Origin of the sequence: Aureitalea marina (assembly GCF_002943755.1) — a bacterium.
Lineage (GTDB): Bacteria > Bacteroidota > Bacteroidia > Flavobacteriales > Flavobacteriaceae > Aureitalea > Aureitalea marina.
Genome location: NZ_MQUB01000001.1, coordinates 2,650,863 through 2,677,017 on the forward strand (window position 1 = coordinate 2,650,863; position 26,155 = coordinate 2,677,017).

27 protein-coding genes and 1 tRNA gene are annotated in these 26,155 nt (G+C 45.5%); 16 read left to right on the top strand and 12 right to left on the bottom strand.

The genetic code is table 11. The features are described from left to right. Positions 1–52: 52 nt before the first annotated feature. Positions 53–463, bottom strand: coding sequence for a BrxA/BrxB family bacilliredoxin (locus BST85_RS12140; protein ID WP_104813502.1), 411 nt, complete (start codon positions 461–463; stop codon positions 53–55). 139 nt (positions 464–602) lie between these two features. Between BST85_RS12140 and BST85_RS12145 the strand changes: the two genes are divergently transcribed. Continuing rightward, on the top strand, positions 603–1,340 hold the full coding sequence (locus BST85_RS12145; protein WP_104813503.1) for a TerB family tellurite resistance protein: 738 nt from the start codon (positions 603–605) through the stop codon (positions 1,338–1,340). Between the two features lie 33 nt (positions 1,341–1,373). Continuing rightward, positions 1,374–1,811, top strand: coding sequence for a YHS domain-containing (seleno)protein (locus BST85_RS12150; protein WP_104813504.1), 438 nt, complete (start codon positions 1,374–1,376; stop codon positions 1,809–1,811). A gap of 10 nt (positions 1,812–1,821) precedes the next feature. Here BST85_RS12150 and BST85_RS12155 read toward each other — a convergent pair whose 3' ends face one another. Together BST85_RS12155 and BST85_RS12160 are read right to left on the bottom strand one after the other, a co-directional pair. Beyond that, positions 1,822–2,295 (bottom strand): thioredoxin family protein, encoded by a 474-nt coding sequence (locus BST85_RS12155; RefSeq protein WP_104813505.1) that lies wholly within the window; start codon positions 2,293–2,295, stop codon positions 1,822–1,824. Then, positions 2,295–4,559 carry a TonB-dependent receptor gene (locus BST85_RS12160; protein ID WP_104813506.1) on the bottom strand — a complete coding sequence of 755 codons (2,265 nt, stop codon included), beginning with the start codon at positions 4,557–4,559 and terminating at the stop codon, positions 2,295–2,297. The genes BST85_RS12155 and BST85_RS12160 overlap by 1 nt, the downstream gene beginning before the upstream one ends. Before the next feature lie 74 nt (positions 4,560–4,633). On the opposite strand from BST85_RS12160, the gene BST85_RS12165 reads away from it, so the two are divergent. From BST85_RS12165 to BST85_RS12175, 3 genes are read left to right on the top strand one after another with little or no spacing between them, the layout of a single operon-like run. Continuing rightward, entirely contained in the window at positions 4,634–5,302 is a 669-nt protein-coding gene (locus BST85_RS12165) for a metal-dependent transcriptional regulator (protein WP_104813507.1), read from the top strand. 6 nt (positions 5,303–5,308) lie between these two features. After that, a complete protein-coding gene (locus BST85_RS12170) occupies positions 5,309–6,136 on the top strand; it encodes a ZIP family metal transporter (RefSeq protein ID WP_245917722.1) in 828 nt (275 codons plus the stop codon). A gap of 10 nt (positions 6,137–6,146) precedes the next feature. Further along, positions 6,147–6,581 carry a hypothetical protein gene (locus BST85_RS12175; protein ID WP_146090717.1) on the top strand — a complete coding sequence of 145 codons (435 nt, stop codon included), beginning with the start codon at positions 6,147–6,149 and terminating at the stop codon, positions 6,579–6,581. 174 nt (positions 6,582–6,755) lie between these two features. Here BST85_RS12175 and feoB read toward each other — a convergent pair whose 3' ends face one another. From feoB to BST85_RS12190, 3 genes are all read right to left on the bottom strand, one after another. Continuing rightward, positions 6,756–8,858: a ferrous iron transport protein B gene (gene feoB, locus BST85_RS12180; protein WP_104813510.1), complete on the bottom strand. Its 2,103-nt coding sequence runs from the start codon at positions 8,856–8,858 to the stop codon at positions 6,756–6,758. A gap of 2 nt (positions 8,859–8,860) precedes the next feature. After that, entirely contained in the window at positions 8,861–9,091 is a 231-nt protein-coding gene (locus BST85_RS12185) for a FeoA family protein (protein ID WP_104813511.1), read from the bottom strand. A 62-nt stretch (positions 9,092–9,153) separates the two neighbouring features. Continuing rightward, positions 9,154–9,819, bottom strand: a complete 666-nt coding sequence (locus BST85_RS12190; RefSeq protein ID WP_104813512.1) for an SCO family protein — start codon at positions 9,817–9,819, stop codon at positions 9,154–9,156. A 138-nt stretch (positions 9,820–9,957) separates the two neighbouring features. Between BST85_RS12190 and rseP the strand changes: the two genes are divergently transcribed. From rseP to BST85_RS12220, 7 genes are all read left to right on the top strand, one after another. Then, a complete protein-coding gene (gene rseP / locus BST85_RS12195) occupies positions 9,958–11,286 on the top strand; it encodes an RIP metalloprotease RseP (RefSeq protein WP_104813513.1) in 1,329 nt (442 codons plus the stop codon). A gap of 70 nt (positions 11,287–11,356) precedes the next feature. Beyond that, positions 11,357–11,430 (top strand) — tRNA-Asn (locus BST85_RS12200). Between the two features lie 666 nt (positions 11,431–12,096). Then, positions 12,097–12,663 carry a helix-turn-helix domain-containing protein gene (locus tag BST85_RS12205; protein ID WP_104813514.1) on the top strand — a complete coding sequence of 189 codons (567 nt, stop codon included), beginning with the start codon at positions 12,097–12,099 and terminating at the stop codon, positions 12,661–12,663. A gap of 26 nt (positions 12,664–12,689) precedes the next feature. Beyond that, entirely contained in the window at positions 12,690–13,403 is a 714-nt protein-coding gene (locus BST85_RS12210) for a CPBP family intramembrane glutamic endopeptidase (RefSeq protein ID WP_104813515.1), read from the top strand. Further along, entirely contained in the window at positions 13,403–14,212 is an 810-nt protein-coding gene (locus BST85_RS12215) for a CPBP family intramembrane glutamic endopeptidase (RefSeq protein ID WP_104813516.1), read from the top strand. The genes BST85_RS12210 and BST85_RS12215 overlap by 1 nt, the downstream gene beginning before the upstream one ends. Continuing rightward, positions 14,209–14,454, top strand: a complete 246-nt coding sequence (locus BST85_RS14355; RefSeq protein ID WP_181040015.1) for a hypothetical protein — start codon at positions 14,209–14,211, stop codon at positions 14,452–14,454. Before BST85_RS12215 ends, BST85_RS14355 begins: the two co-directional genes overlap by 4 nt. A 125-nt stretch (positions 14,455–14,579) precedes the next feature. Further along, positions 14,580–15,374, top strand: a complete 795-nt coding sequence (locus BST85_RS12220; RefSeq protein WP_104813517.1) for a DUF6090 family protein — start codon at positions 14,580–14,582, stop codon at positions 15,372–15,374. Between the two features lie 8 nt (positions 15,375–15,382). Here the strand turns inward: BST85_RS12220 and BST85_RS12225 are convergent, their stop codons facing one another. Then, positions 15,383–16,027 (bottom strand): M23 family metallopeptidase, encoded by a 645-nt coding sequence (locus BST85_RS12225; protein ID WP_104813518.1) that lies wholly within the window; start codon positions 16,025–16,027, stop codon positions 15,383–15,385. 96 nt (positions 16,028–16,123) lie between these two features. Here BST85_RS12225 and BST85_RS12230 point away from each other — a divergent pair, with 96 nt between their 5' ends. From BST85_RS12230 to BST85_RS12245, 4 genes are all read left to right on the top strand, one after another. After that, a complete protein-coding gene (locus BST85_RS12230) occupies positions 16,124–16,843 on the top strand; it encodes a glycosyltransferase family 2 protein (protein WP_104813519.1) in 720 nt (239 codons plus the stop codon). 276 nt (positions 16,844–17,119) lie between these two features. After that, positions 17,120–20,383: a WD40/YVTN/BNR-like repeat-containing protein gene (locus tag BST85_RS12235; RefSeq protein WP_104813520.1), complete on the top strand. Its 3,264-nt coding sequence runs from the start codon at positions 17,120–17,122 to the stop codon at positions 20,381–20,383. A gap of 212 nt (positions 20,384–20,595) precedes the next feature. Next, positions 20,596–20,994, top strand: coding sequence for a nuclear transport factor 2 family protein (locus BST85_RS12240; protein WP_104813521.1), 399 nt, complete (start codon positions 20,596–20,598; stop codon positions 20,992–20,994). A gap of 69 nt (positions 20,995–21,063) precedes the next feature. Next, positions 21,064–21,285 (top strand): hypothetical protein, encoded by a 222-nt coding sequence (locus tag BST85_RS12245; protein WP_104813522.1) that lies wholly within the window; start codon positions 21,064–21,066, stop codon positions 21,283–21,285. 9 nt (positions 21,286–21,294) lie between these two features. On the opposite strand, the gene BST85_RS12250 is transcribed toward BST85_RS12245, so the two are convergent. Genes BST85_RS12250 through BST85_RS12270 form a run of 5 tightly spaced genes read right to left on the bottom strand, consistent with a single transcriptional unit; the run spans position 21,295 to position 26,134 of the window. Continuing rightward, complete coding sequence (locus BST85_RS12250; protein ID WP_104813523.1) at positions 21,295–22,548, bottom strand: NAD(P)/FAD-dependent oxidoreductase; 1,254 nt, start codon at positions 22,546–22,548, stop codon at positions 21,295–21,297. 10 nt (positions 22,549–22,558) lie between these two features. Beyond that, positions 22,559–23,743, bottom strand: a complete 1,185-nt coding sequence (locus BST85_RS12255; protein ID WP_245917690.1) for a formylglycine-generating enzyme family protein — start codon at positions 23,741–23,743, stop codon at positions 22,559–22,561. A 10-nt stretch (positions 23,744–23,753) separates the two neighbouring features. Further along, positions 23,754–24,287, bottom strand: coding sequence for a hypothetical protein (locus BST85_RS12260; protein WP_104813524.1), 534 nt, complete (start codon positions 24,285–24,287; stop codon positions 23,754–23,756). Between the two features lie 14 nt (positions 24,288–24,301). Then, positions 24,302–24,781 (bottom strand): DUF4381 domain-containing protein, encoded by a 480-nt coding sequence (locus BST85_RS12265; protein ID WP_104813525.1) that lies wholly within the window; start codon positions 24,779–24,781, stop codon positions 24,302–24,304. After that, a complete protein-coding gene (locus tag BST85_RS12270; RefSeq protein ID WP_181040016.1) occupies positions 24,782–26,134 on the bottom strand; it encodes a BatD family protein in 1,353 nt (450 codons plus the stop codon). Positions 26,135–26,155: the final 21 nt, after the last annotated feature.

Genomic DNA, 26,155 nt, shown 5'->3' on the forward strand with positions numbered 1-26,155 from the left:
GCCAACCTAAAAAAGCCGGTCCAAACGGTTTAAGAAGTTTCAGCCTATGCCTCTAGCAGAACTCGTCGTAGGCAGATTTCAGATTATCTGCGATCATATCGGCAGCTCGGCCTTCGATGTGATGTCTTTCCAACATGTGAACCAATTCGCCATCCTTGAACAAGGCCATGGAAGGAGAACTTGGAGGGAAAGGGATCATTTGAGCCCGTGCAGCATCTACAGCTTCCCGATCTACGCCTGCAAAAACGGTTACCAGATGGTCTGGAGATTTTACATTTTGCAAAGAGATGCGGGCACCTGGGCGCGCATTGGCAGCTGCACATCCGCATACAGAGTTAACAACAACCAAGGTGGTTCCTTCTCGTTTAAGAGCTTGGTCAACCTGATCGGCGGTAAAAAGTTCCTCGAAACCAATACTGGTGAGGTCTTCTCGCATCGGTTTTACTAATTCCGGTGGGTACATATTTCTTTCTATTAAAGGATGTAACAATTTTTATGCAAAGATAACCAATTTAATAGTTAAGGAATCCTCAAGGCCTCTTAAGACTTCGGTGCTATTGGCTATCTTTGGTCGCTTTTTAAACTGATCCATTACCGTATTTATGATCCGCTGGCTCACCGCTTTATTAGGCTACGCTTTCTTCCGTTTTCCGGGGGCTGTAATCGGTTTTTTCCTGGGAGAGTTGTTGGACCGAATGTTCACCAACAAAAGTGGAGGTTCTTTTGAGCGTTCTATGTACAGCAGTCGTGACAAGGTTAGTCCGGCAGACTTCGAGTTAAATTTGCTGAGTCTGGCCTCGCTGGTGATCAAATCCGATGGCAGTGTTTCCCAACAGGAAATGGATTATGTGCGCTCTTATTTTGTACAGGCCTACGGAAAGGAAAGGGCGAATGCCACCTTCCGGGTATTCAACGAGGTTATTAACAAACGTGAGATATCCGCTCAACGGATCGGTCAGCTCTTCCGCCAACGTATGCGATATGAAAGTAGGTTGCAGGTGGTACACTTTCTGTTCAGTATCGCTAATGCGGATGGACATGTTTCTTCACAGGAGCTGAATATGGTGCAACGCATTGCCGGATTTATGGGAATCCAATCCCCGGATTTCAGCAGCATTAAGGCCATGTTCTTTAAAAGTGCCGATAGTGCCTATAAGATCCTGGAGATCGAAAGAACAGCAACGGATACGGAGATAAAGAAAGCCTACCGGACTATGGCCAAAAAGTATCATCCGGACAAACTACAGCACATGGACGAGGCCTATCGTCAAGGTGCTGAAGAGAAATTCCGCAAAGTACAAGAGGCGTACGAACAGCTGCAAAAAGAAAGAAATTTCTAGTAAGGTCTTCTGCCGGGCTACTACTAAGCTGGCATGAGAATATTCATTTTACTTGTACTGATCACTACATCGCTTGCTGCCCAGGAGCACGTATTGGTCAAATCCGGATACGGAGCCGCCGGTTACGACCTGATCTCCTACTTTGAAGGAGAGCCGGAGAAAGGGGATAAGGCCTTCCAGGCTGAACACCAGGGAGTAAGCTATAAGTTTATTTCTGAAGAACACTTGAAGAGTTTTAAGAAGGATCCGGAACGTTACCTTCCTCAATATGGGGGCTATTGTGCCTATGCCATGGCCTTGAAGGGGGACAAGGTAGGGGTAAACCCGAAGACTTTCCTGATCACAGGCGATAAACTCTACCTCTTCTATAACAAGTTTGGGGTTAACACCCTCAAGAAGTGGGAAAAGGAGAACCCTGAGCAATTAAAACAGGCTGCAGACGTCTATTATAAGGCGCTACTGGATCAGTAGCATTGTGAATTTAATCATTGACGGCCTGCAGTACATTCAGCAATTCGTCAGGTCCCAAAAAGGCATTGTGTTGAAATTGGATCTCGTAATCCTGGTTTAAAATTACACTAACCGGATAGGTTAGCTGCCCATCTACGGTCCCTAATTGCTCCGCCAGTTGATGGATACCGGTTTTTAGGCCTGTAGATTGATACCGAAATCGTGCACCAAGGAAAACGACATCTTCTCTGCTTTCACCGTTAAAAGGCACATAGTAGAATTGTTGGTTCAATTTTTTGATAACTGCGTCTTCTTTAAAAGTGCTCTTTTTCATGGCCGTGCAGAACTTACACCAATCTGTATACAGAAACACCAGCACCGGTCTTGGATCTTGCTTCATATTTTCCTCCAGTTCCGTAAAAGTAGTCGTCTCCAATTCCTGGGATAGTATGGAAGAGGTGCTTAACAGCAAAAACAAGAGCAAAATAAAATCGGCAGGTCTCATTAGAAAGCAGTGTATCTCAGGCCAACAAATCCTCTTATCCCCTGGTTAGATGCATAGACATAGCTGGGATCAAATGTCAGGCCAAAAGGATTATCAGCTGTAGGTACAGCCTGACCATTTTCGTCAAAGACCACATCCTCATCGAAAGGATCGAAAGACCTCGCAATGCTGTCGTCTGCCGGAGTGAAATTCAAAAGGTTCTTTACACCTCCAAATAGCTCCCAATCGGTACCAAACCGTTTGGTCAATTGAATATTCTGTATGCTAAACCAAGGTGAGAATTCGTCTCTTGGGTCTGTCTCACTGATCAGGGGCAGGCGCATGGGTCCGTAGAGATTTCCGGTATAATCGAAGGTGAGGTCGATGGATCGAACCGTATAGGAAACGGACCATACCCCACTGAAACTCTCAGTGAGCAATTGCCTCCTTGTTTCACCATTCTCTGTCACCGAGACATCCATTAAGGTTGCACCGGCCAACACCTTGAGTCCATTTCTCCAAACCATATCTGTATTCAAGGACACCCCTTGTGAGACAGAAGAACCCTCCAGGTTAGCATAGATGATCTTATTGGGGTCGGTCTCGTAATCCGGAAGGATGCGATTGGTGAAATAGGTGTAGAAAGCTGAAGCGTCCAGGGTGAAGATGCTCCCTGTATTGCTGAAGAACCGTTTAATGTAATTCACATTGGCGTTCCAGGAGGTCTCCGGGTCTAGTTTGCCGTCAAAAACCACCTCCCTGGCACCTGTAAGTGCCGCGTGATCTTCCGTAAATACATTGGCAACACGGAATCCATTTCCTCCGCTTAACCGCAGAATATTGCTTTTGTCCGTTGAGGTCCATTTGTAGTTGATACGGGGAGAGAATATGTTTCCATGAACACTGTTGTAGTCCCAGCGCATTCCCGTTAAGAGGGTATTGTTGGAATCGAACTTCCACTCGTCCTGCACGAACAATCCTGGTAAATGGATAACCGAGGGTTCGTTCTCTATTCCGTCGGCATCCCTGGTCGCAAAAGTGTTGTCGTCGTAAAAAGTATATCTGTAGGCTGCCCCAACCAGTAGGTCGTGATCCTGACCAATTGTGCTATTCCAGGTAAATTGACCAAAACCAATGTATTGATCTGCATTGTAGGAGTCCGTGCCGTAGAATGAGTTTTGGTTGTGCCCGTTAGCGGAGAATTGGAAGGTAATGGGCACATCCATTGGAAGGGTATAGGTCCCGAATGTTTCCCATCTGCTGGTATAAATACTTTCACCGTAGACCTCGTCTCCTCCTCGAAAACCGCTGTTCCAGTTCATTTCTCCTCCCCAGCGATCTTCGTAAACATATCTGCCCGCCAAGGTAAAAACCCGGTTATCTTCCCGTTGAAAGTTCAGCTTATTGAAGATAGAAATACGGTTTTGAAGGGTCAGATCCGTAAAGCCATCACCATTGTTATCAATTGGATTTTGGTAGTTGAAATAATTGACACCCAATAGGCCCTGAACCTTTTCGCCCATGTCGTACCTCAGCCCTAGGTCCGTATTCAGTTCTCCCCAACCACTGACAAAAGATTCGATAGCGGCCTCTGGCGCATTGGATGGTTTCTTGGTAATGATATTGATGATCCCGCCAACTGCTTCAGAACCATATAGGGTGGAGGCCGGTCCCTTGACCACTTCCATGCGCTCGATCAGTGATTGTGGGATGCCGGTAAGACCGTAAACGGTAGAAAGACCACTGACTATTGGCATGCCATCGATCAACACAAAGGTGTATGGCCCTTCCAGGCCATTGATATGAATATCACCGGTATTGCACACATTACAATTAAGCTGAGGTCGCACCCCGTTGATGTTCTGAAGGGATTCGAAAACAGAAGGAGTCGGATTCTTCTTAAAGAAATTCTTGCTGTAAACCTCTACTGGGACTGGACTTTCCAACTTACTCACCGGCCGTAAAGTTCCGCTTACCACCACTTCGTCCAGGGAGTTATCCGGACTTAACTGGAAGCTTACCTCTGTTCTACCTCCGATCAATGCCACTTGCCTCTGCTGAGTTTCAAACCCGGTGTAAGAGGCGGAAAGCGTCCATTCACCGTTCGGAACTTCCTCCAGGGAGTAAAAGCCGTTTTCGTCTGTGGTTGTCCCTTTCCCCAATTCCGCGATGTAGATATTGGCAAAAGGAAGGGTCTCGGTAGCTGAACTTACTGTACCGGAGATTGTATTTTGTGATGTGATGCTCAATGGAAAGAGTAGGAGCATCAGGATCCAGGATCGCATTTTGATAGGTAGAAATATAAATTTAGGCAAAACTAAAAAAATAATAAGAAACCACAAAAAATGTATATTTGCGCATGGATTTTACGCTTTCGGAAGAAAACTACTTGAAGGCCATCTTTCATTTGCAACAACAGTCTCCAAAAGGTGTGTCGACCAACGAGATTGCCGAGCGAATGAAGACAAAGGCTTCTTCGGTTACCGATATGATCAAGAAGCTGGCTGCTAAGAAGCTGGTGAACTACGTAAAATACCAAGGTGCAACGCTTAGTGAAGAGGGGCGTCGTCACGCCCTGCATGTAATCAGAAAGCACAGATTGTGGGAAGTATTTTTGGTGGATAAGCTGGATTTTCCATGGGATGAGGTGCACGAGATCGCGGAGCAGTTGGAGCATATTCAGTCTAGGGAATTGGTTGCCAGATTGGACGAATTCCTGGGGCATCCACAGTACGATCCCCATGGAGATCCCATACCCGATGCTCAGGGAAAAATGGAGCGGAAACATCAACTATTACTGGCTCAATGCCAAGATGGAAAAGAGGTGATGTGCGTCGGAGTATTGGAATCCTCCAGTAAGTTTCTGCAATACTTGGATCAGAAGCACATTACCATTGGAAGCCGTATTAAGATCCTTGGGCGCGAACCATTTGACGGGTCCATGTCTGTAGAATTGGACGGAAAACCTCTTTTCATTTCAGATAAAATTGCTAATAATCTCTATGTACAACCACAAAGCAATCTTTAGGCTATGATGGATAAGCTGATCGATTTTGCTAGCCAGAACCCTATCCTGGCTGCCCTTTACGCCTCCTTGTTTACCTGGGGTATGACTGCACTAGGCGCTTCCCTGGTATTCTTCTTTAAAAAAGCCAAACGTTCAGTAATGGATGCTATGCTGGGCTTTACTGGGGGAGTAATGGTAGCTGCAAGTTTCTGGAGCTTGTTAGCACCAGCAATCGATAACAGCCCGGGGGAGGGATTTGCCAAGGTGGTGCCTGCCGCAGTAGGTTTTCTGATGGGTGCAGTTGTTCTTTTTGGTCTGGACAAGCTTTTACCGCATTTGCACATCAACTTTAAAAGGGACGAAGCCGAAGGAATGAAGACCAATTGGCATAGTACGACTTTGCTTGTACTGGCAATTACCCTGCACAACATACCGGAAGGTCTGGCAGTAGGTGTCCTCTTTGGAGCAGCGGCCAATTTAGAAGGAGTGGAGCAGATAGCCATGATCACTTCGGCCATTTCCCTGGCCATCGGAATTGGTATCCAGAATTTTCCAGAGGGATTTGCAGTATCCATGCCTTTGAAACGACAGGGTGTTTCCGGTCTTAAGAGTTTTTGGTACGGCCAACTATCGGCTGTGGTGGAACCGGTCGCAGCTGTTCTTGGGGCTGTTGCAGTAAGCATTTTTACGCCTATCTTGCCTTATGCGCTCGCTTTTGCCGCCGGGGCTATGATCTTTGTGGTCATAGAAGAGGTGATTCCCGAAACCCAAAGAGACAAATACACCGACCTGGCCACCATGGGATTTATCGCGGGATTTATAGTAATGATGTCCCTGGACGTGGGACTGGGTTAAATTGACGATCATGAAAATGGGATTATTGCGACAACTATTTCTAGCCACACTCCTCCTTATGTTTTATACGGTTGATTTGCCCGCACAAACACCACAATCTTCGCCTCCCCAAATAGCGATCAAGTTGGAATTGGGCCAATCCATCATGATGGACGATACCCAATTGACCTTTACCGAATTGAGAGAAGATTCCCGCTGCCCCAAGTATACCACCTGTATTTGGGCAGGAAGAGCCAGAGTCATAGTTGAAGTAAAGGAAAAAGACACTCAGCCCAAGGAATTCATGATTATACTGGGCGAGGTCATGCCAGATGAAAGTCCAAACAAAAAAGTGCTTCAAGGAGAAAATTATACCCTTGTGGTGGAGCAATTAAAACCTTATCCAGGCGATGAGTCTCATACGGAGACCACCCCCACATTACTGTTGATCAAACGAGAAAATTGAATTTAGTGGCAGCCACATTCTTGCTTGCCACACTTGGTTTTGTTCCCGTCTAAAGAAGAAGAGGGTCTTACTTGTTTCTGGGCAATTGGTATCCAGATGAATTTTCGGAGCAAGTAGCCTACCGCAATTCCAAAAGTCAATATAACAAGAACTGTTTGCACGTTGTAAAGATACTTATTTCAACAATTGATAAGCTACTAGAGATGCCACATAGGCTATCGCACTCATAAACAACAACTGATACATCGGCCATTTCCAACTGTTGGTTTCACGTCGGACAATAGCCAAGGTGCTCATACATTGCATAGCAAAGGCATAGAACAATAGTAAAGACATGCCACTGGCAAAATTATATCGTGGTTTGCCTGTTTCCGGTATAGTCTCTTGAGCCATCCGGTTCTTTATGGTGTCCTCATCCTCGCTGCCAATGCTGTAAATGGTAGCCAGCGTCCCTATAAATACCTCTCGTGCAGCAAAGGAGCTCACAATGGCTATCCCGATCTTCCAGTCGTAGCCCAAAGGCTCTACTATTGGCTCTATTCCTTTCCCGACGATTCCGATATAACTCTTTTCTAGTTTCCTAGATGCGATCTCAGTGTCCCGCTCTTCAGAACTCCAACCTTTATTGATAGCCTCTTGTGTAACGGTCTCTTCCACACGATTAAACTCACCCGGTCCATAGGAGGCCAATACCCAGAGAATGACCGAGATGGACAAGATGATCTTACCTGCTCCTACTACAAAGGATTTGGTCTTTTCTACCACTGTTATACCCACATTTTTTGGGAGTGGCACTTTGTAATTAGGCATCTCAATAACGAAGAAAGATCGACTCTTTATTTTCAGGATTCGGTTCAGTACATAAGCAGAAACTACCGCCGTCGCAAAACCCAATACATACAGTAACATCAAGGTAACCCCTTGAAGACTAAATATTCCCAGGACGCGATCATCTGGGATGACGAGCGAGATGATGATGAGGTATACTGGTAACCGAGCTGAGCAGGTAATAAAAGGAGTTACTAAGATCGTGATGAGTCGCTCCTTCCAGCTTTCAATATTTCGCGTTGCCATAACCGCTGGAATAGCGCAAGCGGCACCGGAGATCAGTGGGACAACGCTCTTCCCGCTCAATCCAAATCGTCGCATCAGCCGGTCCATGAGGAATACCACACGACTCATATAACCGCTCTCTTCTAAAATGGAAAGAAAAAGGAACAGGAATGCAATCTGCGGGATAAAAATGACCACTCCACCTATACCTGCTATGACCCCCTCGGCCAGAAGGTCCGTAAAGTTACCAGGAGGTAGTGTTTCTTTGATCCATTCGCTCAATGAGGCAAAAGTCTCATCGATGAAATCCATGGGGTAGTTGCTCCAGTCAAAAATGACCTGGAATATCAACAACATGATCGAAAAAAAGATCACATAACCCCAGACTTTATGGGTAAGAACACGATCCAGTCTACTCCTCAAATCTTTGGCTTTGGACTTATCAATGGTCAAGGTAGTTTTCAGGGCGTCGTTGATATATTGATACCGCTTAATGGTCTCCTTCTGCTGTAACTTCCTTAGGTTCTCATTCGATTCGGTTTTAAAGGAGGCAACACCTTCAAACTCTTGCCGGTCCAACTTGCCAAAGTTGACATCCTGAGTGATGACTAGCCACAATTTATAGAGATCTTGGTCCGGGAATGCCTTGTTTAACCGATCAAAATAGGCGGGTTCGATGGTCGATACATTTAGACAGGCTTTGGTGGACAGATCCCGATAATCGACGATGAGTTCTTTTAATTTGTCAAATCCGGTATTTTTCCTGGCGCTGATCAGAGCGATTCGGGTGTGCATTTTTTTCTCTAGCCCTGTAATATCGAGCTCGATGGCCTTTCGCTCCATACGATCCGCCATATTAATTGCCAGGATGGTCGGAATACCTAGGTCTTTGATCTGGGTAAAGAGCAGTAGGTTCCTTTTTAGATTTTCTACGTCTGCCACAACCACTGCCACGTCGGGAAAGTCTTTGTCCTTGCGATTGAGCAAGAGTTCGATTACCACACTCTCATCCAAAGAGGAGGCATTGAGGCTGTAGGTTCCCGGCAGATCCAGAATATGGGCTTTGGTATTGCGGTTCAGCCGGCAGCTCCCTTCTTTTTTCTCGACGGTGATGCCCGGGTAGTTCCCAACTTTTTGGTTAAGCCCGGTCAGCCGATTGAATACCGATGTCTTGCCCGTGTTAGGGTTCCCTATAAGCGCTACGTTGATCTGGTTTACAGCCATCGTTATTGGATCAGTTCAACGGTAATATGAGAAGCTGTCTCCTTGCGGATTGCCAGGTGAGAGTCGTTTATTTCCAGATATAGCGGGTCTCTGAAAGGCGCTGATTGAATCAACCTCACTTCATTACCCGGAAGGCACCCCATCTCTAATAGCTTGAGTGGGACTTTTTCTACTGGAACATCAACGATGATTGCTCGTTGACCTTTTTCTAATGAAGCAATGCTCAGCGGCATTATTTAGATTGATTTTAAACAGTGCAAATGTAGGCTAATTCCTTCCCGCCTGCAAGCTAGGCCTACTGTTCTTGCCTAAGGACCTTTATATCATCCAGGAGCTGCTCTATGGCCTCTGGGTCTGTCCCATCATAGAATCCGCGGATCCTCCGTTGTTTGTCGACAAGAACAAAGTTCTCTGTGTGTACCAGGTCGTATTCGGAATAGGGGATGTCCTTAGCTGCCAGGTAAGACTTGCGGGCCAAGTCGTAAATCTCCTTTTTATCACCGGTAACCAGGTTCCACTTGCTATCGTCAACTCCTTTTTCCAGGGCATATTGTTTCAGCTGAGCCACGGTATCGATCTCTGGTGTTACAGAATGAGAAAGCAATAACACTTCACGGTCTTCTTTCAGTTTCTCCTGTATCTCCACCATATGATTGGTCATTACCGGGCAGATGGTCCGGCAGGTGGTGAAGAAGAAATCGGCCACATAGATCTTGTCTTTGTAACTGTCCTGGGTAACTAACTCTCCATTTTGGTTCAGCAGCTCAAAATCGGCTATGGTATGATATTTCTTAACATGCTGCACGGTAGAGTCTACCAATTCCATGGAAACATCATTTGGAGCATAAACCGGTAATACACGCTTCGGTTCAAGAATACGGTAGAACACATAAATGATGATAGTGGAGAGTATCAGTAGGAATACCCCGAAAAACTTGTATTTGGCAAAGAATTGAAGCATGATTGTGCAAAAATACCATGGTATTCATGATGTAAAAAATGACAACCGTTAAAAGTTCTTTAATTGCAGCCATACAGGTAGACCTAGGTTTTCATAACAAGCTTGAAAACTTTACTTTTGCAGACTAATCTTAGACTGATGAGTCCATTTGCTGTAAAGGCTATTCAACTCTTATTGAGTTTATCCATACTAATTGTCCTGCATGAGTTAGGACATTTTATCCCCGCCAAGATATTCAAGGTCCGAGTAGAGAAGTTCTTTCTCTTCTTCGATGTCAAATTCGCTCTTTGGAGAAAGAAAATAGGCGAGACCGTCTACGGAATCGGGTGGCTACCCCTGGGTGGATATGTGAAATTATCCGGGATGATCGATGAGAGCATGGATAAGGAACAGATGGCGGGACCCCCACAACCCTGGGAATTCCGTTCAAAACCGGCCTGGCAACGCCTGATCATCATGTTAGGTGGAGTGACGGTAAACATTATCGTTGGATTTGTGATCTACATAGCCATCATAGGTTCATACGGAAGAGATATCGTTACGCCGGAAGATATGCCTCGTGGTTTCTCTGTAGACCAAGAATTCCAAGAAATGGGCTTCCGCGACGGCGATCTGATCCTTCAGGTAAACGGGAAGGATTTCCCCAATATGACAGACATCAACAAGTATCTCTTCCTTCGGGATGTTCAAACCATTACGGTAAGGCATGCAGATCAGTCACAAGAGACTATCTCAATCCCAGATGATATAGGGACTTTTATGTTCGAAAATGATGTGCAAAGACCTTTTGATAGGCTTCGTAATCCGATTATAGATACTGTGCTTTCTGATTTTCCTGCGGCTTCGGCTGGCATGAAGAAGGGAGACAGTATTATATCATTTAATGGTCAACCGATAGAACATTGGCATGAATTCAAACGGAAACTTAGTGAGAATGCCAATCTAGACAATGATATTGTTTATTACCGAAATGGTCGCATCGATTCACTTACGGTGAAACCAAATGAAGATGGCTTGATAGGAGCTAATAATTATGGTAAAGAACTTGTTGGTAAGGTTACACATGTAAATTATACTTTCGGAGAGAGTATTACGGAAGGTGTTTCTTATGGCTACAATATCTTAAAGGATTATGTGAAGCAGTTCAAATATGTCTTTACCAAGAAGGGCGCTACTCAGGTTGGTGGTTTCGGAGCTATTGGTAACCTCTTTCCAGCAACCTGGAATTGGCTTAACTTCTGGCAAACCACGGCCTTGATCTCTATTATTTTGGCATTCATGAATGTACTGCCAATACCGGCCTTAGACGGGGGGCATGTGATGTTCTTATTGTACGAGATGGTAACGGGCCGTAAGCCGCATGATAAATTCATGGAGTACGCTCAAATGATCGGTTTCTTTTTACTGATCGCCCTGGTGCTTTTTGCCAATGGTAACGATATCTACCGGGCCATCTTTGACAAGTAAAAAATTGTAGTTTCTTTTTTGCGGGCCACGAAAATAAATTATATTTGCGTCCGCCAAAAGCGCTAGACATTCCTCCATAGCTCAGTTGGTTAGAGCACCTGACTGTTAATCAGGGTGTCCTTGGTTCGAGTCCAAGTGGAGGAGCTTAATTAAACCGGTCATTCGACCGGTTTTTTTTGGTCTGTTTTGGACTCGATCCTAAGGACACCGCCCGCGCGCCAGCTGGCCCCTCGGGCAAAATGTCCACCGGACATTTTGTGATCCCTCGGTCCGATTCGAGTCCAAGTGGAGGAGCGATATCAAACCCGGTCTTTTTGACCGGGTTTTTCATTTTAGCTTGGACTCGAACTCAAGGACACGCCAGCGCACCATCTGGCCCCTCACTTTGAAAGGTCCACAGGACCTTCCAACTTCTAGCGAAGACGCTCGGCCCGGTTCGAGCCAAGTGGAGGAGCGAAGCTCCGACAAGCCGTTCACAAAAGTGAGCGGCTTTTTTCGTTAGAAAAACTTGGACGAGAAGCCTGTCCTGAGCTTGACTCAGGAAGGCCAAGTGGAGGAGCTTCATTCAGATCCGGTCTTTCTACTGGATTTTTTTATTTGGGAACAGTTGTCCGCGACCCTAAGTACACTCCAGCTCGCTCGCTCGCCTCTTTCTATCTTTAGTATCCCATTTTTCATAAATTGCCTTTCCAGAGGATCAAATTAGTCTGTAAACCCCCATAAACAGGGCAAGTGACATTTAGGTGACACTTAAATGGCGTGTAAATAACCAGGTATGCACCCTACATTTGTGTCATCAATAATCGTGAAATGAAACGACCGACACTACAAGAGAACCTACTTTATCAACGCAAGTTAAAAGGGTATACCCAGGACGAGCTGGCCGAAAGGACCACCGTGGGAGTACGCACCATTCAACGTATAGAAAAGGGTGAAGTACAACCACACTTACAGACCATAAAACTGTTGGCGGTTGGTTTGGGTGTTGAGGTTGATGACTTGATCGTTTTGGACGATCCCAAGGAAGAACCCATCGACCGGAAATGGATGCTTTTTTTGCATGCCTCTCCCTTTTTTGGCTTGATCATTCCCTTTGCCAATATCTTGTTTCCTCTTTTTATCTGGCTCAATAAGGCAGACGATAACAAGCGATATGATGCCCATGGCCGTGCGGTGATCAATTTTCATGCGACTATCAGCTTGATGGTCGTCCTCTCTTTATTACTCTTTTTTGCGATCCCTGGCTTTAATTTCTTTATCACCGGTGGGCTCTTTTTGGTGGCGTTGATCTTTACTATTAAGAATACCATTTCAGCTATGGAAACAGGGAAGTGTTCCTACCCGTTGTCCATTCCATTTCTAAAACCGAAGGCCTAAACAGCATTCAACAAACATCTTAAACTATGATCGGATTAGTAGTCATACTATTGATCTCATGGGGACTATTGTACCTTTTTGAGAAGAAGAATTTAAATGCAATTGGGTTGATTCCCAATGGGAAACGCCTGCAGCAGTTTGCGATCGGCCTGGTCCTGATCGTGGCAATCTGCCTGATGCTAATTGGTATTGAGACCTCGCTTAAGTCCATCGAATGGCAATTTTTGGGATTCGAGATCGGTACTATTGCAGACGCTTTTATCTATCACCTCAGATCAGCGCTAACGGAAGATCTCGTTTTCAGAGGGGCCTTACTTTTCATACTGAATCAGCGTCTGGGTGCCAAATGGGGGATAATGATCTCGGCCATTTGCTTTGGGGTCTACCATGTGTTCTCCTATGGGATTTTGACAGAACGGTTGATGGTGATCGGTTATGTGATTGTAGTAACCGGTTTTACGGGTTATGTCTGGGCCTGGGCTTTCCACAAAACAAGATCGATCTACCTGGGATTGGGACTACATGTAGGATACAACATGATCATGGCCTGTTTTTACGAATCTCAGCCCTATGGAGAGCTCTTGTTTACTGAACTCTCTAGTGTGGATCTGGTTGACCCGATGGCCTCCTATTATTCCATCTTCAGAGGCTTGTTTCCTGCGCTCATGACCCTGATCTCACTCAAATTCTTGTTGCGGTCAAGGATGATAGGCAGCGCTGAAATAGTTGAACAATCATAATGAAGTCCTTGTTTGTAAAATATCCTTCAGCTAGTCGGTTTGTTCTTGCCATACTGATGTTTGCAGCTGTTCTGATTGTCAGCCCAGTGATCGATGGGCCATATCTGAAGCAGTATTTTCCCTATCTCTCGGCCATCTTATTGGTTGGAGTGACTTGGTTCCTTTTAAAATTGGACGGGACAAACCTCACGGCCTTAGGTCTGAACATAAGTTGGAGGAATTGCTCCTTTATTTTAGTCGGCATTCTTATTGGTGCTCTAGCCTTCCTTTTCGCCAATTTGGCCAGGTCACTTTATACCGGAGAAACCATGGCGCTTAGCGCTAACATCGATTATCAAACAATACTGAGCTCTTTTTACTTGATCCTTCCAACTGTAGCTGTAGAAGAGTTAATATTTCGAGGCTATCTTTTTAAAAAGACTATCGCGATCTCCAATGTTATAGTCGCGAACATTGTTTTTTCAGTGCTTTTTATGCTTGTTCATGTTATAGATGGAGAAGTGCTTGAGAGTCCTGGGAGAATGGTCATGCTAGTGATCAGTATTCCGGTAGGGCACTTGATGTTTGCCACGGCTTTACTTCGATCCGGAACCTTATTCTTTCCTATTGGGCTTCACCTTGGTAACAATTGGGCCACACGACATCTGATTTCGAGCATGGATGACGGTCAGAGTATACTTTTTGTGCTGGAGCGGGTTAATTTTGATACGTGGCCGTCCTTCATTGGACTGCTCCTAATTTATAATGGCGTATTTCTACTGCTTACCTGGTTGATCTGGAAATGGAGACGGGGAAGTGCTAAGGAATGATGGATGAGAAGCGGGTCTTAAGCCACCTTCTTCAACAGATCGAAGCAAGGACACTTCTTGCAGCGCTTGGCCTCGGCTTTCTTATATTTCTTACAACACTTGGACTTGCACTTGCCCACAACGCAGCAGCCGTTGGCCTGGAGGGTAAGGATGCGTTCTTCTTTGAGCTTTTTGTCTTTCTTTTTTCCCAAGTCTGTGTCAGAAAAGAATGGGCCAAAAATAATTATTTTAAATCAATCTAAATAAGTTTAACGTGATAAAATTCGTTAAAATTTAGATCGAGCAGGAAGGAGGAAAGCGCTCCTTCATCATCTCGCTTTTGGTGTTAATGGCTTCGCTTTCTTATCTTTAAGGGAACTAACTATCCATGATACATTTCTTTAGACGTATTCGTCGAAAATTACTCAACCAGGAACGGGTTGGAAAGTACCTGATCTATGCCGTTGGCGAGATACTCCTGGTCGTTATCGGTATACTGATTGCCCTACAGGTCAACAACTGGAACCAGGAGCGCATCAGCAGAGATAAGGAGAAAGTTTACCTCAAGGAGATAAGAGCTTCTCTGGAAAAGGACCTGGCAGACCAAAACAGAGTCTTTGATTTCAATGGAAAGAAAATTGCACTCATCCTTCAGATCATCAGTGAAATGGGTAAGGACAAATCCAAGACCGAGCATATGCTCTATCTCTTCGGGCTACTCAACAAGGAACCTGAAGGTAGTCTAGTCAATTATGACGTGTTTATACCCAATCGGGCAGCCTTCGACAATATGCTTTCCTCGGAGAATATCGGTATTGTACAAGACGATGAACTTCGCTCCAAATTGTCTGAGTACTATCGGGGAGAGATCGTCGATACGGGTACCCAGGAAAGAGTAAAACAAATTGTAAGGAAATTTAGTGACCTGATCACCCGTCTTGGGGTTAATAAAGAATCCATGCGGGCGATGATGAATATGGAAACAAATTACCCGTCTGCGGAAGAGATGGACCCCATCAACGGGCCGGAGATCATGGGGCAGATCTTCCTGATGATGAAAAATGTGGAATCTCAGAATGTTTGGCTTGAAGAGGTGCAGGAGAATACCCAGTTTCTGATTCAGAATATCGATCAATATTTGGGGCAGTTAACAACAACAATTCCTGTCAATCCGAATACCTAGTAATGTGACTACTCCTCAGGTGTAAAATCGAGAGCCCGATAAGATTCTCCTTGTATCAGGCTTTTTGGATTGGCTGAGGTATTTCTGAAGGTGATGGGGAAAGAGGTTTGGTACCCTGGGCGCCAATCGCCAAATCGGGTTGCTACAAAACGCATCATAGGAGCGCCTGCATTTCCTGAGGCTCCGCTGAAGCCAATGGGATCACCTTGTTCCACAAAATCGCCTTCTTCGACTATAGCTCCATCCTTGGTCAGGTTCTGATAGTGATAGAAGAAGCCGTCTTCGTCTCTAAGGATAACAAAATTCAGAGTAGGTGAGAAGTCATCACCTGATTCTTCCACTAGCATGATGGTTCCCTTTCTCGTAGCTGTCACTAAGGTCCCAACACTCATTTTAAATTCGATGCCAAATTGGTCAGGGGCCCCTTCGCTGTGTGGTGGTCCGCTGCAATTGCTCAAACCGATCTGGTAGGATTGTCCAACGGGATACGGAAGAACATTGTTGGACGTTTCCCAGTTGGGGTAGCTCACACCTTCGCATCCGTTCGCCCCACCAAGTGGAGTTCCTATGGTGTCCGATACAAATTCTTCATCATCTTCACATGCCACAAACGCAATGGCGACAAGAAGCAAATAGAGCCGGTGAACTCTCATAATTTTTCTTTAAAAATAGCGCTTCTCTAAATCAGTCGCTAGTCAAAAGTTAAACTTACATAATTCGTAATGAAAAACTTATTTTAAATTCGGGGCATGAAAAAGTTGTCCATTATCATCCCTTGTTACAACGAAGAGAGAACTATCCATCTGATTCTGGATAAGGTTCGTTCGGTCCAATTGATCGGGGAGATGGAAAAGGAATTGGTCATTGTGAACGATTTCTCGACCGACGACAGCAAAGGTGCCATCCAGCGATACATGGTTAATCATCCGGACCTGACCATCAGTTATGTTGAGCACCAAAAGAATATGGGAAAAGGTGCCGCCCTTCACACAGGTATAAAACAGGCAACAGGTGACTTACTGATCATACAAGACGCGGACCTGGAGTATGATCCAAGGGAGTACAATGACCTGCTCAAACCTATACTCGAGGGTCATGCCGATGTGGTTTATGGCTCTCGCTTCATGGGTTCCAACCCGCACCGCATACTGTTCTTCTGGCATTCTATTGGCAATAAGTTTCTGACCATGCTCAGCAACATGGCTACCAATTTAAACCTGACCGATATGGAGACCTGTTATAAGTTGTTCCGGACGGATTTGATCAAGGGTTTAAGCTTGAAGGAGAATCGCTTTGGTTTTGAGCCAGAGGTAACGGCCAAGATCTCGCGTATCCCTAAGATCCGAATTTATGAAGTTGGGATATCCTATTATGGTCGCTCTTACGAAGAAGGTAAGAAAATAGGATGGAAGGACGGTTTTCGAGCCATCTACTGTATCGTCAAATACGGTTTCTTGAGATCTAAATAGACCGGCCAAAAAACTAAGCTTTGATCAAGGCTTGGGTCATTTAGTTAATATTTTTCCTTTTCAGTCCCAGAATTTCTTTTTCTTGATCCAGGACGCTTTTCAAAAGAGTGTTAGTAATTCATTGGATAATCAATTCAGTATGAATAATTAAAGTCACCTTTACGGAAGCTTGAGGAGACTGATGTAGGAATTCACTGCTTTTCATTGCGTTAAAACCCGAGGTGGATCAAAGCCATTTTGGTACTTTTAGAACTTCACCAACTTTTACAATTTCACATGAGAAAATTATGTATCGGGCTTATTGCGCTGGCATTACTGCTGCCCTCAGGCCTGCTGATCGCGCAAAAGAGAGGAAGCTCCAATACTTCCTCAGAAAAGGGTCCTTCCTTGGATGCTTTTAAGTTTAGAAATGTAGGACCGGCCTTTCTTTCTGGCCGTATTGCAGATATTGCTATCCACCCTGATGATGAAAGTGTTTGGTACGTTGCCGTTGGGTCTGGAGGAGTTTGGAAGACCGAAAATGCGGGAACAACCTGGAAACCACTTTTTGACGGACAGGCTTCATACTCTATAGGTTGTATTACCATCGATTCCCGTAACCCCTCTACCATCTGGGTTGGTTCCGGCGAGAATGTTGGAGGCCGTCACGTAGGATTTGGGGACGGGGTTTATCGTTCACTTGATGGTGGTGCCAGTTGGAAGAACATGGGTCTAAAAAATAGTGAGCATATTTCCAAGATCATCGTTCATCCTGATAATTCTGATGTGGTTTGGGTTGCAGTCCAGGGTCCACTTTGGAGTTCTGGAGGAGAGCGAGGTCTCTATAAAACCACAGATGGCGGCGAAAGCTGGAACAAGGTATTGGGAGATGACACCTGGACAGGGGTTACCGATCTGATGATAGACCCGAGGGATCCTCAGTTGCTGTATGCGGCTACCTGGGACCGGCACAGAACAGTAGCGGCCTATATGGGTGGAGGACCTGGTACGGGGATTCATCGCTCCTATGATGGGGGTGATACCTGGGAAGAATTGAGTACGGGTCTTCCGAAATCCAATATGGGGAAGATCGGTCTGGCCATTTCTCCTCAGCAACCAGATGTGATCTATGCGGCCATCGAATTGGATCGTACCAAAGGAGGAGTTTATCGTTCGGCAGATCGAGGGAGCTCCTGGAAGAAGATGTCCGACGCTGTTTCCGGTGGTACAGGACCACATTACTACCAGGAATTGTATGCCAGTCCACATAAATTCGATCGATTGTATTTGATGAATGTTCGGGTACTGACCTCGGAAGACGGAGGAAAGACATTCAATCAGTTAAAGGAACAGAACAAGCACTCAGATAATCACGTCATTGCCTTTAAGAAAGATGATCCGGATTATCTGATGATAGGTACCGATGCAGGCATCTATGAAAGTTTTGACCTGGCAGAGAATTGGCGTTACATTAAGAATTTACCCTTAACACAATTCTACAAGGTTGCGGTTAACAATGCGGAACCCTTCTATCACATCTTTGGAGGAACCCAGGACAATGGTTCAGTTGGAGGCCCTTCCCAGACGGACGAACGTGAAGGAATTGCCAATAAACACTGGTACAAGACACTTTTTGCGGATGGTCATCAATCGGCGACGGACCCACAGTACAATGATATCATCTATGCGGAGACTCAGCAAGGAGGCTTGCATCGGATTGATCTGACTACAGGAGAACAGGTAATGGTCCAACCTCAGGCCCAGGCCGGAGATCCGCATGAACGCTTCAATTGGGATGCGCCTATTCTGGTAAGTCCTCACGATCCATCCCGTCTGTACTTTGCCTCTTATCGGGTTTGGAAGTCGGATAGCCGAGGAGACGATTGGACACCGATCTCTGGAGATCTGACCCGTAATGAAGAGCGGATCACCTTGCCTATCATGGGGCGTCAACAGAGCTGGGATAATCCATGGGATGTGAATGCCATGTCCAACTACAATACCATTACCTCTCTGTCCGAATCCCCTGTAAAAGAAGGTCTGCTATACGCCGGAACAGACGATGGCTACATTGCAGTTTCAGAGAATGATGGAGGTAGCTGGAACCGAATTCCAGTTACACGATTTGGCCTGCCCGGGCGAAGTTTTGTGAACGATATCAAAGCGGATCTTTTCGATGAGAATACCGTATATGTGGTTTTAGACAACCACAAAGAAGGTGACTTCAAACCTTATGTGTTTAAGAGCACGGACAAAGGAGCAAGCTGGACCTCTATTTCCTCAAATATCCCGGAAAGAACCCTAACCTGGAGAATCGTTCAGGATTATCAGAGTCCTGGTTTGATGTTCCTGGCCACAGAATTCGGAATTTATACCACCTTGGATGGTGGTTCCAAGTGGCACAAATTACCAGGAACACCTAATATGGCATTCCGTGACCTGGTTATCCAAAAAAGAGAGGATGACCTTGTCGCAGCCTCCTTCGGCCGAGGTTTCTATGTGTTAGACGACTATAGCGCACTGCGTCAAATGGGTGCGGAGAAACTGGCTCAGCCAGGGGCTTTATTTGCCCCAAGGGCAGCTAAGCACTATGTTCCGCGTTCTAATGTAGGTAATACAGGGGCGGATTATTATTTCGCTAAGAACCCGGCTTTCGGAGCCACCTTTACCTACCACTTGAGCGATCTGGAGAAGTCTCTTAAGGCTCAACGAAAGGAAAGTGAAAAGGCCCTGAACAAGGATACCAAGAATGTACCCTTCCCAGGATGGGAGGCCTTGGACGAAGAAGCCAATGAAGGTAAGGCTATGCTTTGGTTAAGTATACAAGACGCTCAAGGGAACGTGATCAGAAATGTTTCAAAGGGTGCTAGCAAAGGCAGTGGTCGAATCACTTGGGATCTCAGGCATGAGAGTCGTCGTTCCATCCGAGGCAATGCTTCAGACAACCGAGGTGGTGGATGGTGGAATGCCGGTCCTATGGTAACCCCAGGAAACTACCAGGCAACCCTTTACCTGGAAAAAGAGGGAGCCGTTACCAAGCTGGATGGCCCAGTCAGTTTCGAGGTAAGATCCATTCGTGAAGGAGTGTTGAAGGGAGTAGACTATCAAACCTTTGATGCCTACCGTCAAGAGATCGAACAGTTCCAGGACGATCTGAATGCTCTTAGGGATATAATGGACGAGAATAACCGGATGCTGAAGGCTTTGACCACTGCGGCTTCCAGGACTCCATTGATACCAGGTAATGTCAATCAAAGGTTAGCTGACGCCCGCTCGGCCATGATCACCTTAGAGCAAGACATGTTTGGCAACAAGTCCAAGAACGAGATCGGGGAGCGCAATCCACCTAGTGTTCAGTCTCATTTTGGGACGGCAAGCCGGGGATTGAATACGACCTATGGTCCGACCCCATTACACAGAAAGAGCTTAGGAATTGCTAAATCTATGATGAATGCTGTTCGGCCCAGGATCGTTAGCATGAACCAGCAGACCTTACCAGCAATAGAGCAGGTGTTAAAGGATGCCGGCGCTCCATACATCATTGGTCAAGGTATTGACTAGAATAAATAAACGTTAGTTGTAACCCTCGGATCTTCCGGGGTTATTTTTTTGGGACTAAGTGAATTGGGTTTTATTGGGTAACTTTATGTACACCAAACCAATAGATTATGAAGAAACTACTCATTTTATTGATGCCCCTATTAATTGTTGCCTGTGCAAAAAAGCAAGAGGAGGAAATGGCTGTTGATCCCTGACCAACTTCTGTTGATCGCATTTCAGCCTTATACGATTCCTTTGCCGAGGGCAAGGTAGACCAGGTTCTTGCTGGTTTGACTGAAGACATTCAGTGGAATGAAGCAGAGGGATTCATTTATTATGAAGGAGGTCCCTTTGTTGGAAAAGAAGCTGTTTTAAATGGCGTGTTTGCTCGTATAGGACAGGAATGGGAGTATTGGAACCTGGTAGATAAGCAGTTTGCGCCGCTGGGTGAAGATGGTGTTCTGGTTACAGGGCGATACCAGGCGAAGAACAATGCTACGGGCAAGACGCTGGATGCTCAGTTTGCGCATGTCTGGAAGATGAAGGATAGCCTTGTCATGTCCTTTCAACAATATACAGATACCGAGCAGGCAGCAGCTGTTGTAATGGCAGATGAAATGCCCGAAGAATAGACCCTGTTAATTTTGTTTAAAAAAATTGGAATAAACCTAAACAAAACGTATTTTTATATAAAAATTGCTATGGAACGGATTAACGAAGCCAACGAGTTTATAGATATGCGGCTGAGTCATATGTCTACTAGCGATCGGGTAAAAGCATCGCGAAGAGCCAAGGCTCTGGTCCTAGGATTGAATGAGATGTACAAAAAGTCCAAGGATCCTATTCTAATGGAGCTCATGAAGGCTATTACTGTGAAAAAGAGAAAGATTGAAAAAAGAATTAAAGGCCCGATCATTATTTGATCGGGTTTTTTATTGTAGGTCCTTCTCCTGAATAGCTTTGAGCACATCTAAAGCGGCCTGCTCACCGGCCAGCATCGCTCCATTTAAGGAGGCATTGAGCATGGTATCTCCGGTTAAAAAGGTATGACTGTCCAATTGGGTCGAACCTGGTTTCAGATCGTATTGCAGATTATTGAGTTCCGGCAGTGCTTGCGGAATGTCGTATAATTTGGTAAACTCAATATCGGTATCAATACCACAGTGCTCCCTTAACTCCTTTATGACTTGTTTGACCAATTGGTCTTGTCCCAAGTGATGCTCTTTTACTACAGTCACCGATAGCATTTCTTCTCCATCCGGATGTGGATAAAGACGGCTGGAATAACAGATGTTGTTTATGAGTGCGTCTTTAAAGGCAATCAATCCAATGATGGGTTGGTGGATCACCCGGCCACTACTTTTAAAGTAAAGCGTTTGACAGGATTTCCAGTGCCTAGGAGCTGCACTGGGTGCATTCCTGGAGTGCAACATAGGATCATTAGTGGCATTGATCAGGTACTCTCGAGCTATGACCTCCCCAGATTTAAATTCTATTTCGTGCTCCCGGATCTCTGCAATAGGTTTATTAAAATGGAAAGAAGTTCGCTTCAGTCGGTCTTGAAGTTGACGCGGAATGGCCTCGATCCCATCATAAGGTAAACTGGCGGAACCCTGAGCGAACATTTTAAAGACAAATTCGAACATTCGTGAGGAGGTGCTCAACTCGTTCTCCAGAAAAATTCCACTGTAAAATGGCCGGAAAAATCGTTCGATGATCCTCGTACTGAAGCCCTTTTTCTGGAGGTATTCTAAAGTTGTGACCTCCGGTTCTGAAAAAATACGGTCCAAAGGTTTTGCCTGCAGCTCCTTATTGAGTTTCCACACTTTCAGTTTGTCAGAAAGCGTAGCTGCATTGGAACGCATGGTGGGCCAAAGAAATTTAGAATTTCTGGAGGCATCACCGAGTAGCGACTTTTTACCTTGGTGGAATATGATGGATCCCGGCAAGAATTTAGTGAGATGCAATGCTTCCAGATCCAGGTATTTCTTCAGGCTGGGGTAGGCTGTGAGCAGTACCTGGAATCCGTGATCAAGCAGGTGACCATCTATCTTGTCCGTTCGCAAGCGACCTCCAACACGGTCCGAAGCTTCTATGATTATGGGACTTAATCCATGATCTTCCAACACCCGGGCAGCGATCAGCCCGCTAATGCCACCTCCAATGATATGAACTTGTTCATTCATATGAAATAGATCAAGGTTGAGGGGAAATATCCTTTACCAGGCGAAAGCCTACATGATTCATAGCAGCGTCCACTTCTAACGGCATCTTGGCAGAGACCCTATAACTGGCGCAATAACTGTCATTACATAAAAATGAACCACCTTTGATGACTGTCTGCTGTGCAAATGGCGCCCCGGAATATTTGCTTTCGGGAGCCCCCTGAGGGTTAACAGTAGGCTCTGAATTTGACAGAGTCTTATAATAGTCCTCGTTGAACCAGTCTGAGGTGATCTCCCATACATTACCGGCCATGTCATACAAACCATAGCCATTGGGTTTAAAGCTGCCTACTGGAGCGGATTGTTCATAGCCATCGGCTACCAGATTGGATGTTGGGAAGGTCCCCTGGAAGAAGTTGCATTCATAAGGCGCCTGATTTACGTCCTTTGACCCCCATGGATAGGGCTGATCCTTTAATCCTCCTCTTGCTGCCCATTCCCATTCGGCTTCGGTAGGAAGTCTTTTACCGGCCCAATTGGCATAGGCTTTGGCATCTGCTACTGCAATATGAACAACCGGGTGATCGTCTTTACCTTCTATACTGCTTCCGGGACCATCTGGGTGAAGCCAGTCTGCTTTCTTGGTCCAGGCCCACCATTGGAAATAGTTGGTCAGATCGGTCACATTTGGTGGAGGGTTAAAAACCAAAGAGCCTGCTTCTAGCATCTCGTCCGGGGGTTTAGGCGTCCCGGGAGGCACCTGCTTCTTTAATTCTTCCCAATCGATAGGTCGTTCTGCGATGGTCTTGTAACCTGTGGCCTCAACAAACGCACGAAATTCTGCGTTGGTCACCTCGTGGGTGTCCATGTAAAAGCCATCTACCTTCACCGGATGCTTAGGATATTCCCTGGGAAGGGCAAGAGGGCCTTCGCCTCCCATCATGAACTCTCCGGCAGGGATCATGACCATGCCTTCAATTGAGGAATCGGAGACTCCTTCGAGAGCGGCCTCTTCATCGATATCAGACAATTCAGTAGTGGATGTATTCACATCGACACTATCAGAGTTGGCTGAGTTCAATAGCATCTGAGCGCGACCACCGGAAGGGTGGCAGTCCAGAGTTGAATCTACCTTTTCTGTTGGTTCGGCCTCTTTCTTGCCTTGCTGGCAAGCAATAACACTAAGAACAATTAGAAATAGGGCGAAAATCTTCATGAAATAAAAATCAAAATGTTTTGCCTACTCCTAGGCCGAGGTTAATAGTGTTGTATCCTCCAAAAAGGATATCACTGTTTAATGTGGCTAGGAATTCGAACCCCTTGTCTCCAAGGGGATGGGTATAATCAAATCCAAATCTGATCAAACCGTAATTCTCGTTTTTTTCCCACTCAACTCCTCCACCTAGTAATAAAGAGAATCCGGATCCCAGTTCATATCCCCCAACAAGGATAGTCGCTACCGGGCGCTCTCGTTCGACTTCCAGGCCTTCTCTGTCCTCAATAGCAAAGTTTTCAATAAGTACATCAATATTTAAGCCCAAGGCAAATTTTTCAGAAATCCGATAGTTGTATTGCACCAGGAATGACGGGATATATAGATTGCCGACTTCGCCGTCTCGAACACCCTGTAAAACGGCCGCGTGGCCAATTCCGACAACAATAGCATGACGATTATGTTCTTCTTTACTTTCCTCATGTTCTTGCCCGAAGACCGCAGAACCGGCCAAAAGGCAAAACAGTAAACAGAGTATCTTTTTCATATTGATAAATCTAGTTAAGAACGATGAGTTTTCATCCATTTTTGAGAAGAAACTAATAAGATTTGCCAACTTTCTGGCTTGGTGTTCTCAATCAGTGATTGATCAAAACTTCCCTTGGATATCAAATTTTTATGCTCTGGTGTAAACGGATCAGTTTTACAACTGGATGACAAGAACTCCGCCCATTTAGATCCGCTTAGCGATGCTACCTCTTCCCTGGAATAAGCTTCTATACTGGCTGCTTTTAATAGATTGTTCAACTGGATCAAACTGGCTTGATCAACCTCAGCGCTTTTTAGATCTTCCAGCTGTTGATAGCCCATTCTCCGGTACGCATTTCGACGGTACTTTTTCATCATTTTGACAATCAACCAGATAAGTAGTGCTAACAAAACAACCATGACCACATACCAACCGGGCTGAGGAGGCCAAAAAGAGACCGGATCGGGAGGGATAATCCCTTCTACTTCTGGTATGACCTTTTCTTGTATCATTTAGTGGGTTGTCGGGTTTATGTTCATCCAGGCCTCTTCGTTCTTGGAATGGGATTCTTTATTGAGTGAGGTGCGCGTATCGGACAGAGCTGTATATAATGACTTGAGTTGTGAGGTTGATTGCGCAAGGCGGTCTTCTTTAAAGGCGATTTCACCAAATTTGACCAATTCGTTAAGAAGCGTTTCTTGGTGTTTGTCCTGGGCAAATTCATAAATGCTCGCACCATATTTACCTTGCCTGTAAGCGTCATACCATCTTGCCAAGGCCTGAATGGAATTTTCTGGGTCATTGCTACTAATAGCCTTTTCTAGTTCCTTGAATAAGTAAGGCTCTGAAATTAACTTGGCTTTTTGAGCCTCTTTACGCCTGAATTCAATCTTTTTTATCCATCTGTAGATCAGGGATAATATACCGCTAGCGGCCAATATCACCAAAGTGAGTTGCCACCAGTTGAGCCCCATGAATTCGAAGGGTTCTTCATCCTCTTCTTCCAACCGTTCTGTCTCTTTGTCCAGTTCTTCCTGCAATTCTTTTTGGCGTGATAGGATGAATTCCAGGTCGGGGTTATCCGCAATATCGATGGTAAATGAGGGAATGGATTCGGTCTCCAATTGTCGGTTTCGCAAATTGAACCATTGTACGCTCACCTCGGGTATGGTAAAACTTCCATCTTCTTCCAAAAGATAGGTCAGTATCTCCGTCCTACTTCCGTTAAATAAGGTCTGTCCCTGTATATTTCCAAGTATAGGTTGTTTGGGATAGATGGTTCCAAAATCCGGTTTTTCCGGCACGATTGGGGATATAAATGCAGCAAGGGCGCCTTGCGCCTTTATAGTTATACGACGCTCCAGGATATCGCCGGCCTTTAGGTCCCTTAATGGGCGGTCCCATGTTTCGGTCAAATTCAGATCGTATGCCGACAGCCAATTGGTCGCATCTATTCCTTCTGGTGGTGCTAAGACGTCAAAGCTCCTGGACTTGGTGTGTACTGTCCGTTCAATCCCCTTATATCCTCCCTCAGGCGGGCCTGTAGTGACGACTTCAATTTCCGGAAGTGTATTTTGACCGATGGCATTTGGATAGATCACGAACCGTTGTTCGATAGCTGGATATTGTTTCCGGCCTATGGTCACTGTTTTTGCCCCCGTCCTGGATTCTAATTTCGTCATTACAGCTCCGCGTACCTGGATCTCACTAAATACTGGGGGCTTTGTGAACCACGTGCTGGTATAGACTGTCACAGTAACTATTAATGGCTCTCCAACCATCACTTGTTCTTTGCTCAATCTGGCCGTAGCCCATATGCTGGCCGGTTTAGTTTGTGCTATCCCCCATCCGGACAATAACAGCATCATCGATAAAATTAACAGTGA

Excerpts from the sequence above, each read along its gene's own strand:
- BST85_RS12140 (WP_104813502.1), bottom strand. The coding sequence starts at position 463 with ATGTACCCACCGGAATTAGTAAAACCGATGCGAGAAGACCTCACCAGT.
- BST85_RS12145 (WP_104813503.1), top strand. The coding sequence starts at position 603 with ATGATCCGCTGGCTCACCGCTTTATTAGGCTACGCTTTCTTCCGTTTT.
- BST85_RS12150 (WP_104813504.1), top strand. The coding sequence starts at position 1,374 with ATGAGAATATTCATTTTACTTGTACTGATCACTACATCGCTTGCTGCC.
- BST85_RS12155 (WP_104813505.1), bottom strand. The coding sequence starts at position 2,295 with ATGAGACCTGCCGATTTTATTTTGCTCTTGTTTTTGCTGTTAAGCACC.
- BST85_RS12160 (WP_104813506.1), bottom strand. The coding sequence starts at position 4,559 with ATGCGATCCTGGATCCTGATGCTCCTACTCTTTCCATTGAGCATCACA.
- BST85_RS12165 (WP_104813507.1), top strand. The coding sequence starts at position 4,634 with ATGGATTTTACGCTTTCGGAAGAAAACTACTTGAAGGCCATCTTTCAT.
- BST85_RS12170 (WP_245917722.1), top strand. The coding sequence starts at position 5,309 with ATGGATAAGCTGATCGATTTTGCTAGCCAGAACCCTATCCTGGCTGCC.
- BST85_RS12175 (WP_146090717.1), top strand. The coding sequence starts at position 6,147 with ATGAAAATGGGATTATTGCGACAACTATTTCTAGCCACACTCCTCCTT.
- feoB (WP_104813510.1), bottom strand. The coding sequence starts at position 8,858 with ATGGCTGTAAACCAGATCAACGTAGCGCTTATAGGGAACCCTAACACG.
- BST85_RS12185 (WP_104813511.1), bottom strand. The coding sequence starts at position 9,091 with ATGCCGCTGAGCATTGCTTCATTAGAAAAAGGTCAACGAGCAATCATC.
- BST85_RS12190 (WP_104813512.1), bottom strand. The coding sequence starts at position 9,819 with ATGCTTCAATTCTTTGCCAAATACAAGTTTTTCGGGGTATTCCTACTG.
- rseP (WP_104813513.1), top strand. The coding sequence starts at position 9,958 with ATGAGTCCATTTGCTGTAAAGGCTATTCAACTCTTATTGAGTTTATCC.
- BST85_RS12205 (WP_104813514.1), top strand. The coding sequence starts at position 12,097 with ATGAAACGACCGACACTACAAGAGAACCTACTTTATCAACGCAAGTTA.
- BST85_RS12210 (WP_104813515.1), top strand. The coding sequence starts at position 12,690 with ATGATCGGATTAGTAGTCATACTATTGATCTCATGGGGACTATTGTAC.
- BST85_RS12215 (WP_104813516.1), top strand. The coding sequence starts at position 13,403 with ATGAAGTCCTTGTTTGTAAAATATCCTTCAGCTAGTCGGTTTGTTCTT.
- BST85_RS14355 (WP_181040015.1), top strand. The coding sequence starts at position 14,209 with ATGATGGATGAGAAGCGGGTCTTAAGCCACCTTCTTCAACAGATCGAA.
- BST85_RS12220 (WP_104813517.1), top strand. The coding sequence starts at position 14,580 with ATGATACATTTCTTTAGACGTATTCGTCGAAAATTACTCAACCAGGAA.
- BST85_RS12225 (WP_104813518.1), bottom strand. The coding sequence starts at position 16,027 with ATGAGAGTTCACCGGCTCTATTTGCTTCTTGTCGCCATTGCGTTTGTG.
- BST85_RS12230 (WP_104813519.1), top strand. The coding sequence starts at position 16,124 with ATGAAAAAGTTGTCCATTATCATCCCTTGTTACAACGAAGAGAGAACT.
- BST85_RS12235 (WP_104813520.1), top strand. The coding sequence starts at position 17,120 with ATGAGAAAATTATGTATCGGGCTTATTGCGCTGGCATTACTGCTGCCC.
- BST85_RS12245 (WP_104813522.1), top strand. The coding sequence starts at position 21,064 with ATGGAACGGATTAACGAAGCCAACGAGTTTATAGATATGCGGCTGAGT.
- BST85_RS12250 (WP_104813523.1), bottom strand. The coding sequence starts at position 22,548 with ATGAATGAACAAGTTCATATCATTGGAGGTGGCATTAGCGGGCTGATC.
- BST85_RS12255 (WP_245917690.1), bottom strand. The coding sequence starts at position 23,743 with ATGAAGATTTTCGCCCTATTTCTAATTGTTCTTAGTGTTATTGCTTGC.
- BST85_RS12260 (WP_104813524.1), bottom strand. The coding sequence starts at position 24,287 with ATGAAAAAGATACTCTGTTTACTGTTTTGCCTTTTGGCCGGTTCTGCG.
- BST85_RS12265 (WP_104813525.1), bottom strand. The coding sequence starts at position 24,781 with ATGATACAAGAAAAGGTCATACCAGAAGTAGAAGGGATTATCCCTCCC.
- BST85_RS12270 (WP_181040016.1), bottom strand. The coding sequence starts at position 26,134 with ATGCTGTTATTGTCCGGATGGGGGATAGCACAAACTAAACCGGCCAGC.